Here is a 15341-nt window from a genome sequence, read left to right as displayed (position 1 = left end):
CATCCGTAACACCAGTCCCGTGCCGAACCGCGGCCCTGCGCCGCGCCGACACAACGAGGTTGCCGTACCCATGCGCCACGATGAAGGAGCCCGCGGTGAGTGCTGACCCGACGCAGACGCTCGCTTTCGACACGAGCTGTCACCTGTTCGACGGGTGTGGCTTCCCGGCTCCGGGCCTCCACTCGTTCCTGTTCAAGCCGCTCTTCGGCGACGCGGACAGCAACCTGTACTTCAACAAGACGATGCTGCTGGCGCTGCTCGGGTCGATCGTCATCGTGGGCTTCTTCTGGGCCGCCTTCGCCAAGCCGAAGGTCGTCCCGGGCAAGCTCCAGATGATTGCCGAGACCGGCTACGACTTCGTCCGGCGCGGAGTGGTCTACGAGACCATCGGCAAGAAGGAGGGCGAGAAGTACGTTCCGTTCGTCGTCTCGCTGTTCTTCTTCATCTGGATGATGAACCTCTGGTCGATCATCCCGGTCGCCCAGTTCCCGGTCACCGCGATCATCTCGTACCCCGCGGCACTGGCCGGCATCGTGTACATCACGTGGGTCGCGCTCACCTTCAAGCGCCAGGGCTTCGTCGGCTTCTTCAAGAACGTCACCGGCTACGACAAGACGCTCGGCGCGGTGCTGCCGCTGTCCATGACGATCGAGTTCTTCTCGAACCTCATCGTCCGGCCGTTCACCCACGCCGTCCGACTCTTCGCGAACATGTTCGCCGGGCACACCCTGCTGCTGCTCTTCACGATCGCCAGCTGGTACATGCTGAACGGCATCGGCATCGCCTACTCCGGTGTCTCGTTCGTCATGGTCCTCGTGATGACCGCCTTCGAGCTCTTCATCCAGGCTGTCCAGGCGTACGTCTTCGTACTGCTGACCTGCAGCTACATCCAGGGCGCGCTCGCCGAGCACCACTGAGCCGTCCCACCACCACCCCGTCATCCGGTGGCCAACCCCCACCGGTCCTTGAAAGAGAAGGAAGAACCGGCATGTCCGCTCTTGCGCAGGCCACCCTCGCCGCCACCCAGATCAAGGGCAACCTCGGCTCGATCGGTTACGGCCTCGCCGCGATCGGCCCGGGCGTCGGCATCGGCATCATCTTCGGCAACGGCACGCAGGCGCTCGCCCGTCAGCCCGAGGCTGCCGGCCTGATCCGCGCCAACCAGATCCTCGGCTTCGCCTTCTGTGAGGCGCTCGCCCTGATCGGTCTGGTCATGCCGTTCGTCTACCCGACCTCCTGACCCGACCGTCGCGCACCATTAGACGAAAGGCACTGATATGAGCCTCTTGGTTCAGCTGGCGGCGGAGAAGCCCGAAAACCCTCTCATCCCGCCGGTCCCAGAGCTCGTCATCGGCCTCATCGCCTTCGTCATCGTCTTCGGCTTCCTCGCCAAGAAGCTCCTTCCGAACATCAACAAGGTTCTGGAGCAGCGCCGCGAGGCGATCGAGGGCGGTATCGAGAAGGCCGAGGCCGCGCAGACCGAGGCCCAGAGCGTCCTTGAGCAGTACAAGGCGCAGCTGGCCGAGGCCCGGCACGAGGCCGCGCGCCTGCGCCAGGAGGCTCAGGAACAGGGCGCCGCGCTCATCGCCGAGATGCGCGCCGAGGGCCAGCGGCAGCGCGAGGAGATCGTCGCCGCCGGTCACGCGCAGATCGAGGCCGACCGCAAGTCCGCCGCGCAGGCGCTCCGTCAGGACGTCGGCCACCTGGCCACCGACCTGGCCGGCAAGCTCGTCGGCGAGTCCCTGGAGGACTACGCCCGGCAGAGCCGCGTGATCGACCGCTTCCTCGACGAGCTTGAGGAGAAGGCCGAGGCCGCGCGATGAACGGAGCGAGCCGCGATGCCCTGGCAGCCGCACGTGAGCGTCTCGACGCGCTGACGGACTCCACGTCCGTGGACGCGACGCAGCTCGCCGACGAGCTGGCGGCCGTCACCGCGCTGCTCGACCGCGAGGGCGGCCTGCGCCGGGTCCTCACCGACCCGGCACAGGCCGGCGAGGCCAAGGCCGAGCTGGTCCGGCGCCTGATCGGCGGCCAGGTCTCCGAGGCCACCGCCGACCTGGTGTCCGGCATGGTCCGGTCCCGCTGGTCGCAGCCCCGCGACCTGGTGGACGCGCTGGAGGAGCTGGCGAACATCGCCGACCTCACGGCCGCGGAGAAGTCCGGCACGCTGGACGACGCCGAGGACGAGCTGTTCCGGTTCGCCCGGATCATCTCCTCCAACACCGAGCTGCGCGCCGCGCTCACCGACCGCAAGGCCGGCGCCGCCGCGAAGACCGAGCTGCTGCACCGGCTGCTCGGCGGCCGCGCCAAGCCGGTCACCGAGCGTCTGGTCGCGCGTCTTGTGACCGCGCCGCGGGGACGTAGCCTGGAAGCGGGCCTGGAGGCCCTGTCGAAGCTGGCCGCGGAGCGCCGTAACCGCGTCGTCGCCGTCGTCACCTCGGCGGTTCCGCTGAGCGAGCCGCAGAAGCAGCGCCTGGGCGCCGCCCTCGCGAAGCTCTACGGCCGCACGATGCACCTCAACCTCGACGTCGACCCCACGGTCGTCGGCGGGATCCGGGTGCAGGTCGGTGACGAGGTCATCAACGGTTCCATCGCGGACCGGCTGGAGGACGCGGCCCGCCGCATGGCGAGCTAGCACCCGGTAGTCGAGAACAAGCAGTACGTACTCACGACGGCCCTGGTTGGGCCGTACAAGAAGAATCCCTGGGGGTCGCCCCCAGACCCCCCAAGTGAAACTTCGGGCCCAACAAGGAGAGCAGGGAACCCAGATGGCGGAGCTCACGATCCGGCCGGAGGAGATCCGGGACGCGCTGGAGAACTTCGTCCAGTCGTACAAGCCGGACGCGGCCTCGCGCGAGGAGGTCGGTACGGTCACCCTTGCCGGCGACGGCATCGCGAAGGTCGAGGGTCTTCCCTCGGCCATGGCCAACGAACTGCTGAAGTTCGAGGACGGCACCCTCGGCCTCGCGCTGAACCTGGAAGAGCGCGAGATCGGCGCCATCGTCCTCGGTGAGTTCAGCGGCATCGAGGAGGGTCAGCCGGTGCAGCGCACCGGTGAGGTCCTCTCCGTCGCGGTCGGCGAGGGCTACCTCGGCCGCGTCGTCGACCCGCTCGGCAACCCGATCGACGGCCTCGGCGAGATCGAGACCGACGGCCGCCGCGCCCTCGAGCTGCAGGCCCCCACGGTCATGCAGCGCAAGTCGGTGCACGAGCCGATGGAGACCGGCTACAAGGCCGTCGACGCCATGACCCCGGTCGGCCGCGGCCAGCGTCAGCTGATCATCGGCGACCGCCAGACCGGCAAGACCGCCCTGGCCGTCGACACCATCATCAACCAGCGCGACAACTGGCGCTCGGGTGACCCGAAGAAGCAGGTCCGCTGCATCTACGTCGCCATCGGCCAGAAGGGCTCCACCATCGCGTCGGTCCGCCGCGCGCTGGAGGAGAACGGCGCGCTGGAGTACACGACCATCGTCGCCGCCCCGGCGTCCGACCCGGCCGGCTTCAAGTACCTGGCGCCCTACACCGGTTCGGCCATCGGCCAGCACTGGATGTACGCCGGCAAGCACGTCCTGATCATCTTCGACGACCTGTCGAAGCAGGCCGACGCCTACCGCGCCGTGTCGCTGCTGCTGCGCCGCCCGCCGGGCCGTGAGGCCTACCCGGGTGACGTCTTCTACCTGCACTCCCGTCTGCTGGAGCGCTGCGCGAAGCTCTCCGACGACATGGGTGCCGGCTCGATGACCGGTCTGCCGATCGTCGAGACCAAGGCCAACGACGTCTCGGCGTTCATCCCGACCAACGTCATCTCCATCACCGACGGCCAGTGCTTCCTGGAGTCGGACCTCTTCAACGCCGGTCAGCGCCCCGCGCTGAACGTCGGTATCTCCGTCTCCCGAGTCGGTGGTTCCGCGCAGCACAAGGCGATGAAGCAGGTCTCCGGCCGCCTCCGCGTCGACCTCGCCCAGTTCCGTGAGCTGGAGGCGTTCGCCGCCTTCGGTTCCGACCTGGACGCCGCGTCGAAGTCGCAGCTGGAGCGCGGCAGCCGCATGGTCGAGCTGCTCAAGCAGGACCAGTACCAGCCGATGGCCACCGAGGACCAGGTCGTCTCCGTCTGGGCCGGCACCACCGGCAAGATGGACGACGTTCCGGTCGCCGACATCCGCCGCTTCGAGCGCGAGCTCCTCGACTACCTGCACCGCAAGGAGTCGGGCCTGCTGGCCTCCATCCGCGAGGGCGGCAAGATGTCCGACGACACCCTCACGGCCGTCGCGGACGCGATCGCGGAGTTCAAGAAGCAGTTCGAGACGAGCGACGGCAAGCTGCTCGGCGAGGACACTCCGGCCGCAGCCGCCAAGTGACGTAAGGAAGGGACCTGACTCATGGGAGCCCAGCTCCGGGTCTACAAGCGTCGCATCCGATCCGTCAGCGCGACCAAGAAGATCACCAAGGCGATGGAGATGATCGCCGCCTCGCGCGTCGTCAAGGCGCAGCGCAAGGTGGCGGCCTCCACGCCGTACGCGACCGAGCTCACCCGCGCGGTCACGGCGGTCGGTACCGGGTCGAACACCAAGCACCCGCTCACCACGGAGGCGGAGAACCCGGTCCGTGCCGCGGTCCTGCTCCTCACGAGCGACCGCGGTCTGGCCGGTGCCTTCAACTCCAACGCCATCAAGGCGGCGGAGCAGCTGACCGAGCGCCTGGAGCGCGAGGGCAGGCAGGTCGACACGTACATCGTCGGCCGCCGTGGTGTCGCTCACTACAACTTCCGTGAGCGCAGGATCGCGGAGTCGTTCACGGGCTTCACCGACGAGCCGTCGTACGCGGACGCCAAGAAGGTCGCGGCGCCGCTGATCGAGGCCATCGAGACGCCGACCGAGGACGGCGGTGTGGACGAGCTCCACATCGTCTACACCGAGTTCGTGTCGATGATGACCCAGACCGCGCTCGGCGACCGGCTGCTGCCGCTGAGCCTCGAAGAGGTCGCGGAGGAGAGCGCCCGCAAGGGCGACGAGATCCTCCCGCTGTACGACTTCGAGCCCTCGGCGGAGGACGTCCTCGACGCCCTGCTGCCGCGCTACGTGGAGAGCCGCATCTACAACGCGCTGCTCCAGTCGGCCGCTTCGAAGCACGCCGCCACGCGGCGCGCGATGAAGTCGGCCACCGACAACGCGGGCGAGCTGATCAACACGCTCTCCCGTCTTGCCAACGCGGCCCGCCAGGCCGAAATCACCCAGGAAATCAGCGAGATCGTCGGTGGCGCCAGCGCCCTGGCCGACGCGACCGCGGGGAGTGACCGATAATGACCACCACTGTTGAGACCGCGACGGCTACGGGCCGCGTCGCCCGGGTCATCGGCCCGGTCGTCGACGTGGAGTTCCCCGTCGACGCGATGCCGGAGATCTACAACGCCCTTCACGTCGAGGTGGCCGACCCGGCCAACGCCGGCGAGAAGAAGACGCTGACCCTGGAGGTCGCCCAGCACCTGGGTGACGGCCTGGTCCGCACCATCTCCATGCAGCCGACCGACGGCCTGGTCCGCCAGGCCCCGGTCACCGACACCGGCGACGCCATCACGGTGCCGGTCGGCGACTTCACCAAGGGCAAGGTGTTCAACACCCTCGGTGAGGTCCTGAACGTCGACGAGACCTACGACGGCGAGCGCTGGGGCATCCACCGCAAGGCCCCGAACTTCGACGAGCTCGAGTCGAAGACCGAGATGTTCGAGACCGGCGTCAAGGTCATCGACCTGCTGACCCCGTACGTCAAGGGCGGCAAGATCGGCCTGTTCGGCGGCGCCGGCGTCGGCAAGACGGTGCTCATCCAGGAGATGATCTACCGTGTCGCCAACAACCACGACGGTGTCTCCGTGTTCGCCGGTGTCGGCGAGCGCACCCGTGAGGGCAACGACCTCATCGAGGAGATGACCGACTCGGGCGTCATCGACAAGACCGCCCTTGTCTTCGGCCAGATGGACGAGCCCCCGGGCACGCGTCTGCGCGTCGCGCTGGCCGGCCTCACCATGGCCGAGTACTTCCGTGACGTCCAGAAGCAGGACGTGCTGTTCTTCATCGACAACATCTTCCGCTTCACGCAGGCCGGTTCCGAGGTCTCGACCCTGCTCGGCCGCATGCCCTCCGCGGTGGGCTACCAGCCGAACCTGGCCGACGAGATGGGTCTCCTCCAGGAGCGCATCACCTCGACCCGTGGTCACTCGATCACCTCGATGCAGGCGATCTACGTCCCCGCGGACGACCTGACCGACCCGGCCCCGGCCACCACCTTCGCCCACCTCGACGCGACGACGGTGCTCTCCCGTCCGATCTCCGAGAAGGGCATCTACCCGGCCGTGGACCCGCTGGACTCCACGTCCCGGATCCTGGACCCCCGCTACATCGCGGCGGACCACTACAACGCGGCCATGCGCGTGAAGACGATCCTGCAGAAGTACAAGGACCTGCAGGACATCATCGCGATCCTCGGTATCGACGAGCTCGGCGAGGAGGACAAGCTCGTCGTCCACCGTGCCCGTCGCGTGGAGCGCTTCCTGTCCCAGAACACCCACGTCGCCAAGCAGTTCACCGGCGTCGACGGGTCGGACGTCCCGCTTGAGGAGTCGATCGCGGCCTTCAACGCGATCTGCGACGGCGAGTACGACCACTTCCCGGAGCAGGCGTTCTTCATGTGCGGTGGCCTGGAGGACCTCAAGGCCAACGCCAAGGAGCTGGGCGTCTCCTGAACACCCTGAGTTCCCCGGAACTCCTCGTGTTCTTCGTGTGAGGGGGCGGGCGCGTCCCGCCCCCTCACGCACGCCTACTAGAATTGACCCCAACACCCGGCACCCCTGCCGGGTGGTGACCCGAGGAGCCACCCTTGGCTGCTGAGCTGCACGTCGAGCTCGTCGCCGCGGACCGCCAGGTCTGGTCCGGCGAGGCCACCCTGGTCGTCGCGCGCACCACGTCCGGCGACATCGGCGTCATGCCCGGTCACCAGCCGCTGCTCGGTGTGCTGGAGTCGGGCCCGGTGACCATCCGTACGAGTGATGGTGGAACGGTCGTCGCCGCGGTGCACGGCGGTTTCATCTCGTTCGCGGACAACAAGCTCTCGCTGCTGGCCGAGACCGCCGAGCTGTCGGACGAGATCGACGTCCAGCGCGAGGAGCGCGAGCTGGAGCGGGCGAAGGCGGCAGGTGACGCCACCGCCGAGCGACGCGCCGACGTCCGTCTGCGGGCGGCGACCGGGCGCTGACAGACTGCGTTCATGCGTTGACGTAACTCAGCCGCGGCTGGGACCGGAGGCATTCCGGTCCCAGCCGCGGCTGAGGTAGATCTGGGTCTTTTTACGTTCCATTACCTAGGAGACGGGGAGGTCGGTGCCGATGGTCCTCGCTCTGACTGTGGCCGGAATCGTGGTCGTGCTGGTGGTGGTGGGACTCTTCCTGTTCGGCCTGCGCCGCAGACTGATCCAGCGCTCCGGCGGCACCTTCGACTGTTCCCTGCGCTGGGACGTCCCCGAGAAGACGGACACCAGCGGCAAGGGCTGGAGCTACGGCGTCGCCCGCTACAACGGCGACAGCGTCGAGTGGTACCGCGTCTTCTCCTACGCCTACCGCCCCCGCCGGGTCCTGGAGCGCGACCGGATCGAGGTGGCCGGCCGCCGCCTCCCCGAGGGCGAGGAGGAACTGGCCCTGCTCTCCGACGCCGTCATCCTCGCCTGTACCCACCGCGGCACCCGTCTCGAACTCGCGATGAGCGAAGACGCGTTGACCGGTTTCCTCGCGTGGCTGGAGGCAGCCCCGCCCGGTCAGCGAGTGAATGTGGCGTAGCCACATTCACTCGCTGGGTGGGGGTCCCCCGGACGAAGTCTGGGGGAGCGTCAACGTCGCCCAGCCGTCCCTTTTACGACAGTCCGGAGCTGATGGCGCTCACCAGCTCACCGTTGCTGGTGTCGCCGCTGAACTCCCAGAAGAAGGCGCCGCCGAGGCCCTGGGACTTGGCCCAGCTCATCTTGCCCGCGATCGTCGACGGGGTGTCGTAGGACCACCAGTTGCTGCCGCAGTGGGCGTACGCGGTGCCCGCGACGGTGCCGGTGACCGGGCAGGACGTCTTGAGGACCTTGTAGTCCTCGATGCCCGCTTCGTAGGTCCCGGTCGCCGCGCCCGTGGCCGTGCCGCCCGGCGCGTCCTGGGTGACGCCGGTCCAGCCTCTGCCGTAGAAGCCGATGCCGATGAGCAGCTTGCTCGCCGGTACGCCCTGCGCCTTGAACTTGGCCATCGCGTCGGCCGTGTCGAAGCCGGCGGTCGGGATGCCCGAGTACGAGGTGAGCGGGGAGTGCGGGGCGGTCGGGCCGGTGGTCGCCCAGGCGCCGAAGAAGTCGTACGACATCACGTTGTACCAGTTCACGTACTGGGAGGCGCCCGCGTAGTCGGTGGCGTCGATCTTGCCGCCGGCGGAACCGTCGGCCGTGGTGGCCGCGGTGACCAGGGCGGAGGAGCCGAACTTGGCGCGCAGCGCGGCCATCAGGTTCTTGAAGGCCGCCGAGCCGCTGGTGTCGCAGGTCAGCCCGCAGGCGTTCGGGTACTCCCAGTCGATGTCGATGCCGTCGAAGACATCGGCCCAGCGCGGGTCCTCGACCAGGTTGTAGCAGGAGTTCGCGAACGCGGTCGGGTTGGCCGCCGCCTGGGCGAAGCCGCCGGACCAGGTCCAGCCGCCGAAGGACCACAGGATCTTGATGTTCGGGTACTTCGCCTTCAGCTCGCGCAGCTGGTTGAAGTTGCCGGCGAGCGGCTGGTCCCAGGTGTCGGCGACGCCGCTGACCGACTGGTCGGCGGTGTAGGTCTTCTGGTAGTCCGCGTAGGCGTCGCCGATCGCGCACTGGCCGTTGGTCACGTTGCCGAAGGCGTAGTTGATGTGCGTGATCTTCGCCGCGGACCCGGACGTCACCAGGTTCTTGACCTGGTAGTTGCGGCCGTAGATGCCCCACTCGGTGAAGTAGCCGAGCTTGACCTTGGAACCGGTGGTCGGGGGAGTGGTCGTACCGCCGGTGGTGTGGACGGCGACCGCGCCGCTGACCGGTCCGGTCTGGTTCGCGGTGTCGCGGGCCTGGACCGTGTACGAGTAGTCGGTGCCGGCCGTGAGGCCCGAGTCGGTGTACGACGTGGAGGTCACCGTGGAGACCACCTTGCCGTCACGCAGCACGTCGTAGTTCTTGACGCCCTTGTCATCGGTGGCGGCGGACCAGTTCAGGGTCACCGAGGTGTCGGTGACGCCGGACGCGGTCGGGGTGCCGGGCGCGGACGGCGCCGCGTCACCGGGGACGGTGGTGCCGCCGTCGCAACTGGCGCCGTTGAGCAGACAGTTGCTCGGCGATCCCGAACCCGCTCCGTTGAAGCCGAAGGAGACGGAGGCGCCGGGGGCGATGGAGCCGTTGTAGGACTTGTTCTTGGCGGTCCAGTGGGTGCCGGAGGAGGTGACGTCCGCGTCCCACGCGGAGGTGACCGAGGTTCCGGAGGGGTAGTCCCACTCGACGGTCCACGAACTGATGGCCGTGGTGCCGGTGTTCTTGACGGTCCACTGGCCGCCGAAGCCGGTACCCCAGTCCTGGGTCTTGGTGTAGGTGGCGGTGGCGGACGTCGCGGCCTGGGCGGGGCTCGCGATGCCGACCAGACCGGCCAGGGGGAGCACCAGCGTCGCAAGCCCTGCCGCGACCCTGTGTCTGAAGCGCATGTTGCGCCTCCCTCTTGATCGGGGGTGACGTGGGCATGACTGAGCCTTCATGCCCATGGTGCGGCGAGAATAGAAAGGTCTGGACCACCGGTCAATAGGTCTGGACCACTTTGCGCGCAGTTCTGTATACGGCCCGTCAGATTCCCAACTCCCGCGTCGGCACGCCCGCTTGCACCCGGCTGCGCAGCTCCGGTTGCGCCGGCAACCGGCCGCCACGCCCTCCGGCGCACCTTCCGGCTACCCGGAGACGCAGCAGAAGACGGACGCGGCCGAGCCTGCGCGAGCGCCGGCGGACCAGGACCCGGCCCAGGGCGACACGGGCCGCCGAGACGGGGGAGCGGGCGGGGGTGCCGGGCGGGTCAGCGCTCTCCGCCCGGCACCCACAGCACGTCCCCGACCTCCTTGTTGGCCGTCCGGGCCAGGATGAACAGCAGGTCCGACAGCCGGTTGAGGTAGGTCGCCGTCAGCGGGTTCATCACCTCGCCGTGCACCTCGAGCGCCGCCCACGTCGACCGCTCGGCCCGCCGGACCACCGTGCAGGCCTGGTGGAGCAGGGCCGCGCCCGGGGTGCCGCCCGGCAGGATGAAGGAGCGGAGCTTCTCCAGCCGCTCGTTGAAGCGGTCGCAGTCCGCCTCCAGCTTGTCGACGTAGAACTGCTCGACGCGCAGGGGCGGGAACTCGGGGTTCTCCGCCACGGGGGTCGACAGGTCCGCGCCGACGTCGAAGAGGTCGTTCTGCACCCGGGTGAGCACCTTGACGACCTCCTCCGGCAGGCCGCCCAGCGCGATCGCCGTCCCGATCACCGCGTTCGCCTCGTTGGCGTCGGCGTAGGCGGAGATCCGCAGATCGGTCTTGGCGACCCGGCTCATGTCCCCGAGCGCGGTGGTGCCCTGGTCGCCGGTCCTGGTGTAGATGCGCGTCAGATTGACCATGCGGCCAGCGTAAGGGTGTCCCCGCCGGCGGTTGACCGCGCCGTACCTGGCGCGAAACGGATGCCGCCGCCGGGACCGCCTGACGGGACGTGACGGTTGTCTCACGTCCTGAGACCGTGACACGCATTACTTACCGGGTTTCCCGGCCCCCGACGAGCGCTAGGGTCCCGCCCAAGAGGCATACCTCAACAGCGTGTAAGGGGAGCGGAGTGGCACGGAAGCTTGCCGTCATCGGGGCCGGCCTGATGGGTTCGGGCATCGCCCAGGTCGCCGCGCAGGCCGGCTGGGACGTGGTCCTGCGAGACGTCACCGACGAGGCACTGGACCGTGCCGTGGGCGGGATCCGGACCTCATACGGCAAGTTCGTCAGCAAGGGGAAGCTGGAGGCGCACGACGCCGACGCGGCCCTGGCCCGCATCACCACGACCACCGACCTGGAGGCGGTCGCCGACGCGGACCTCGTGGTCGAGGCCGTCTTCGAGAACCTGGAGGTCAAGCACGAGATCTTCCGCGCCCTCGACAAGATCGTGCGCCCGGACGCCGTGCTCGCCTCCAACACCTCCGCCATCCCGATCACCAAGATCGCGGCCGCCACCGAGCACCCGGAACGGGTCGTCGGCGTCCACTTCTTCTCGCCGGTGCCGATGATGCAGCTCGTCGAGCTGGTCCGCGGCTACAAGACCAGCGACGCAGCCCTCGCCACCGCGCGGGAGTTCGCCGAGTCCACCGGCAAGACCTGCATCGTCGTCAACCGGGACGTCGCCGGCTTCGTGACCACCCGGCTGATCTCGGCGCTCGTCGTCGAGGCCGCCAAGCTGTACGAGTCGGGCGTCGCCACCGCCGAGGACATCGACCTGGCCTGCAAGCTGGGCTTCGGTCACGCCATGGGCCCGCTGGCCACGGCCGACCTCACCGGCGTCGACATCCTGCTGCACGCCACCAGCAACATCTACACCGAGTCGCAGGACGAGAAGTTCGCCCCGCCGGAGCTGATGCGCCGGATGGTTGACGCCGGTGACATCGGGCGCAAGAGCGGGCAGGGCTTCTACACGTACTGAAACATCAGTACGTAGACCCTCTGACCGCCTGTCAAAACGCACAAACCCCGGAGGTTTCACCCTCTGGGGTGAATTCGGTATCGGTTCGCTTACAGATGGCAACCTCTGACCGGCGAACGCAGTCAGACGTTGCAATACCGGACAACACTTTCACGGAGTAGGACACGCACTCGCGGGGAGCGCATATGTACATCAGGGGCGACCACGCCGAGCTGGTCGTCGGGGGCCGCCTCGACGTCCGCAGCGCGGCGGACGCCCGTACGGTCCTGCACTCGGCCGTCGACGACGGAGTCGGCGATCTGGTGCTGGACCTGTCCGAGCTGGACTCCTGGGACGCCACCGGACTCGGGGTGATCATGGGGGCCCACCGGCGGGCCGGCCGCTGCGGCCGCCGTCTGGTGCTGCGCGGTGTGCCGCCGCAGATGCAGCGCCTGCTGGTGGCCACCAGGCTGCACCGGATCCTGGCGATCGAGGGGGGCATCGGAGCGGAGTCGCTGCCGCGGGTGTGACACCGGGACCGGCGGCCGGCCGTCGTGCCACGGTGACCGGGGGGCCGCTGTGCCACGGTGACCGGCGGGCGGCTGACCCACGTTGACCGGCGGGCCACTGTGCCAGGCCGGTCGGCTGTGCGGTGGCGAAGCGTCGGGACACCGCGATCCGGTGTGAACCGGGCGACGGGGGTGACCCGGTCGGACGGCGCGCATGCGCACGTCAGACGCAATCCTCACGAGACCGTGATGTCTCGGACGGCACGGTACCCCGGACTGTCGTAGATACTGTGCGAAGGTTTAAGGTTCGGTCGCCCGCCGCCCTTGCCACCCTTCGAGCGCGGGCCCGGACCAGAAGCGACAGCGCGGTGTGCAACAGGCCGGGAGGGGCCGGTATTCACGGCACACGACGCTTTTGGGGGGCTAGGAACCTATGGACCCGATCAACCCGGGACCCGAGGGGTACGGCCAGGACGGCGACGGCAGCACGCCGCGCCAGCGCCCGCCCAGGGATTCCCTCACCACCGACTTCGGTCAGAGCACGCCGGCCACGGCCCGCACCACGCGGCTGGTCACCGGCGACTTCCTGCTGACCGTCAATCCCGTCGACGGCAGCGAGATAGAACCCTGCCCGCCGGCCGAGCGCCCCGCGCGGCCGGAGAAGCGCACCGCCGCCGAGCGCGCCGAGCACGAGCGCGCCGTCCGGCCGCCGGTTCCGCCCGGCCCCACCCGGCCCGATCTGCCGCTCCTGGAACGCCAGGACGACCGCGAGCGGCTCGTCCGGCTCCTCGCCCGCGGCCGCTCGGTGCGCCTCACCGGCCCCGCGGGCTCCGGCCGCACCGCCCTGCTCGACCTGGTCGCCGACGACTGCTCCGACCTCGCCCCCGACGGCGTGGTCCACCTCAACGGCTTCCACCGCTCGCACGAGGACCTGCTCCACGACCTCTTCCACGCCGTCTACAAGGCGCCCGAACACCGCCCCGACCACGACGAGCTCCTCGAACTGGTCCGGGACATCGGCGCGGTCGTCGTCCTCGACGACATCGAGTTCGGCGGCACCGGGCTCGACGAGCTGATCGACGCCACCCCCGAGTGCGCCTTCCTGATCGGCGCCACCCCGGAGGTGCCGGCGCCCTCCGCCGACTCCGCCGTCGAGGAGGTCTTCCTCGACGGCCTGGACCGGGCCGGCGGCGTCGACATCCTGGAACGCGCGGTCGGCCGCGTCCTCACCGAGGAGGAGGCCAACTGGGCCGGCGACCTCTGGTTCGAGTCCGAGGGCCTGCCGCTGCGGTTCGTCCAGGCGGGCGCGCTGCTGCGCCAGCGCGACCAGGTGCGGGCCAGCACCGGCGCCGTGGACGAGTACGGCGTCTTCGCGTCCGACCTGCCCGAGCTGTCCGACATCGCCGCGCTCTCCGACCATCCGGCCGAGGCGTCCTTCGACCCCGAGGCGAGCGACGAGGTCCCGCTCCCGTCCCTCGGCGAGGCCGCCGCGCCCGCCCCGCTGCTCGCCTCCCGGCTCAGCGCGTCCGCCCGGGCCACCCTGCGCTTCGCGGTCGCCCTCGGCGGCGAGGTGCCGCACCAGGCGCACCTGCCGGCCCTCGTCGGCGACACCCACGCGGACGCGGCCCTCGGTGAGCTGGCGGCCTGCGGACTGGTCTCCCCGGTGGGCTCCCGCTACCGGCTCGCCGCGGGCGTCCTGCAGCAGCTGGAGGCCGCCGGATACGCCGACGACGCGGTCACCCAGGCACTCACCGCCGCCCAGCACTACGGCTGGTGGGCCGGGCACCCCTCGGTCACCCCGGAGCGGGTCTGCGCCGAGTCCGACGCGATCCTCGCCGCCCTGGCGGTGGTCGTCCCCGAGACGGTGCCGCCGGCGGAGGACGAGGAGAGCACACCGGTACGACTGGCCCGCACGGCCGCGCCCGCGTTCGCGGCGGGTCTGCACTGGAGCGCCTGGGAACGCGCCCTGCGGGCCGGCGCGGAGGCCTCCCGCCTCGCCGGTGAGGTCGGCGAACAGGCCTACTTCCACCACGAGCTCGGCATATTCGCGCTGTGCGGCGGCTGGCTGGACCGGGCGCGGGCCGAGCTGGAGGCGTCGATCGGGCTGCGCGGGGCGCTCTCGGACAAGCGGGGTACGACGGCCGGCCGACGGGCCCTCGCCCTGGTGGCCGACCGCTCGGGCGAGGTGATCCCGGTCGCCGCGATGGCGGGCGACGAGGTTCCCGACGCCCGCCACGAGGAGTCCATATCCCCGGCCGGCGGCGTCACCACGCCCTTCCCCGCGGTGCACTCGCCGGTCTCCGACACGGTGGTGACCCACAGGGTCCCGGGGCAGCAGACGGCGTCCCAGGACGGCGGGGGCGGCCTGGTCCGCATGGCCCGCCGCAACCTGGTCGCGGTGGGCGCGGGCGTGCTCCTGACGGCCGTCCTGGGCACCGTGGTCACCCTCGGCATGACCTCCAACAACAACGCCGACAACCCGTCGAACAACGTGAGCGTCAACCCCTCGGCGAGCGAGGACACCGGCGACGGCAGCCTGGGCGCCGACCCCGGCCAGAGCCCGGGCACGGGCAACAACGCCTCGAGGACGCCCAAGCCGACCGACCCGGGCCCCGACGGCACCCTGGGCACGTCCGACGACCCGAAACCCCCGTCCGACACGCAGACGCCTTCGGCATCGGCCTCGGGAACGAGGGGGTCTTCCGGGGGCGGTACGACGACCAAGCCGACGAAGCCGACGACGAGCAAGCCGCCGACCTCCCCGTCGTCCTCGGGAGCATCGCCGAGCCAGCCGACCGGAGGGTCTTCATCGCCCGCTCCGACCGGGAGTTCGTCGTCCTCCAGCGGACCCTCGGACTCTGCCACGCCGTCCGACGCGACGAACTCGGCCAGCGGCCCCGCGTCCGACTCTCCGAGCGTCACGACATCAGGCGCATCGGAGAGCGGCAGCACCGGAACATCGACCGGCACGCTGATCTGATCCCCTGGGCGTCCCACGCGCCGCGCCCAGGACGCCCAGGACCCCTTCCCACCCCGCCGCGACGGCGCTCAGCCACGACGACACGACCCGGCGCTGCCGAGCCTGCCTCAGGCGGGTTCCGCACCGCCGGTGACCGCCGTGTTGGTTGAGCGCCGTTG

The 15341-nt window shown here is 69.7% G+C and carries 14 protein-coding genes; 12 read left to right on the top strand and 2 right to left on the bottom strand.

Features of this window, described 5'->3' with window-relative positions; translation table 11 throughout:
• The first annotated feature begins 80 nt into the window (after nt 1-80).
• The 9 genes from atpB (at nt 81) to BLW82_RS13650 (ending at nt 7825) form a co-directional block, all read left to right on the top strand.
• A complete protein-coding gene (atpB, locus tag BLW82_RS13690) occupies nt 81-917 on the top strand; it encodes a F0F1 ATP synthase subunit A (RefSeq protein ID WP_093499061.1) in 837 nt (278 codons plus the stop codon).
• Between the two features lie 71 nt (nt 918-988).
• Nucleotides 989-1240: an ATP synthase F0 subunit C gene (gene atpE / locus BLW82_RS13685; protein ID WP_093499060.1), complete on the top strand. Its 252-nt coding sequence runs from the start codon at nt 989-991 to the stop codon at nt 1238-1240.
• Nucleotides 1241-1277: 37 nt separating this feature from the next.
• A complete protein-coding gene (locus tag BLW82_RS13680) occupies nt 1278-1823 on the top strand; it encodes a F0F1 ATP synthase subunit B (protein ID WP_093499059.1) in 546 nt (181 codons plus the stop codon).
• Nucleotides 1820-2635, top strand: a complete 816-nt coding sequence (locus BLW82_RS13675; protein ID WP_093499058.1) for a F0F1 ATP synthase subunit delta — start codon at nt 1820-1822, stop codon at nt 2633-2635. Before BLW82_RS13680 ends, BLW82_RS13675 begins: the two co-directional genes overlap by 4 nt.
• Nucleotides 2636-2768: 133 nt before the next feature.
• Nucleotides 2769-4361 carry a F0F1 ATP synthase subunit alpha gene (gene atpA / locus BLW82_RS13670; protein WP_093499057.1) on the top strand — a complete coding sequence of 531 codons (1593 nt, stop codon included), beginning with the start codon at nt 2769-2771 and terminating at the stop codon, nt 4359-4361.
• 21 nt (nt 4362-4382) lie between these two features.
• Nucleotides 4383-5303, top strand: a complete 921-nt coding sequence (locus tag BLW82_RS13665) for a F0F1 ATP synthase subunit gamma (RefSeq protein ID WP_093499056.1) — start codon at nt 4383-4385, stop codon at nt 5301-5303.
• Entirely contained in the window at nt 5303-6739 is a 1437-nt protein-coding gene (atpD, locus tag BLW82_RS13660) for a F0F1 ATP synthase subunit beta (RefSeq protein ID WP_093499055.1), read from the top strand. Before BLW82_RS13665 ends, atpD begins: the two co-directional genes overlap by 1 nt.
• Before the next feature lie 134 nt (nt 6740-6873).
• Nucleotides 6874-7248 carry a F0F1 ATP synthase subunit epsilon gene (locus BLW82_RS13655; protein ID WP_093499054.1) on the top strand — a complete coding sequence of 125 codons (375 nt, stop codon included), beginning with the start codon at nt 6874-6876 and terminating at the stop codon, nt 7246-7248.
• A 130-nt stretch (nt 7249-7378) separates the two neighbouring features.
• On the top strand, nt 7379-7825 hold the full coding sequence (locus tag BLW82_RS13650) for a DUF2550 domain-containing protein (RefSeq protein ID WP_093499053.1): 447 nt from the start codon (nt 7379-7381) through the stop codon (nt 7823-7825).
• A 73-nt stretch (nt 7826-7898) separates the two neighbouring features.
• On the opposite strand, the gene BLW82_RS13645 is transcribed toward BLW82_RS13650, so the two are convergent.
• Complete coding sequence (locus tag BLW82_RS13645; RefSeq protein ID WP_093499052.1) at nt 7899-9725, bottom strand: glycoside hydrolase family 18 chitinase; 1827 nt, start codon at nt 9723-9725, stop codon at nt 7899-7901.
• 359 nt (nt 9726-10084) lie between these two features.
• Nucleotides 10085-10657 (bottom strand): cob(I)yrinic acid a,c-diamide adenosyltransferase, encoded by a 573-nt coding sequence (locus tag BLW82_RS13640; protein WP_093499051.1) that lies wholly within the window; start codon nt 10655-10657, stop codon nt 10085-10087.
• A 209-nt stretch (nt 10658-10866) separates the two neighbouring features.
• Here BLW82_RS13640 and BLW82_RS13635 point away from each other — a divergent pair, with 209 nt between their 5' ends.
• The 3 genes from BLW82_RS13635 to BLW82_RS13625 all read left to right on the top strand — a co-directional run bounded on the left by BLW82_RS13635 (nt 10867) and on the right by BLW82_RS13625 (nt 15183).
• A complete protein-coding gene (locus tag BLW82_RS13635; RefSeq protein WP_093499050.1) occupies nt 10867-11715 on the top strand; it encodes a 3-hydroxyacyl-CoA dehydrogenase family protein in 849 nt (282 codons plus the stop codon).
• 185 nt (nt 11716-11900) lie between these two features.
• Nucleotides 11901-12224: an STAS domain-containing protein gene (locus BLW82_RS13630; RefSeq protein ID WP_093499049.1), complete on the top strand. Its 324-nt coding sequence runs from the start codon at nt 11901-11903 to the stop codon at nt 12222-12224.
• Nucleotides 12225-12636: 412 nt separating this feature from the next.
• Nucleotides 12637-15183, top strand: coding sequence for an ATP-binding protein (locus BLW82_RS13625; protein WP_093499048.1), 2547 nt, complete (start codon nt 12637-12639; stop codon nt 15181-15183).
• The last annotated feature ends 158 nt before the right edge of the window (nt 15184-15341 follow it).

The sequence above is a fragment of the Streptomyces sp. Ag109_O5-10 genome (genome assembly GCF_900105755.1).
Lineage (GTDB): Bacteria > Actinomycetota > Actinomycetes > Streptomycetales > Streptomycetaceae > Streptomyces.
This window is presented reverse-complemented; position numbering and strand designations above follow the sequence as displayed.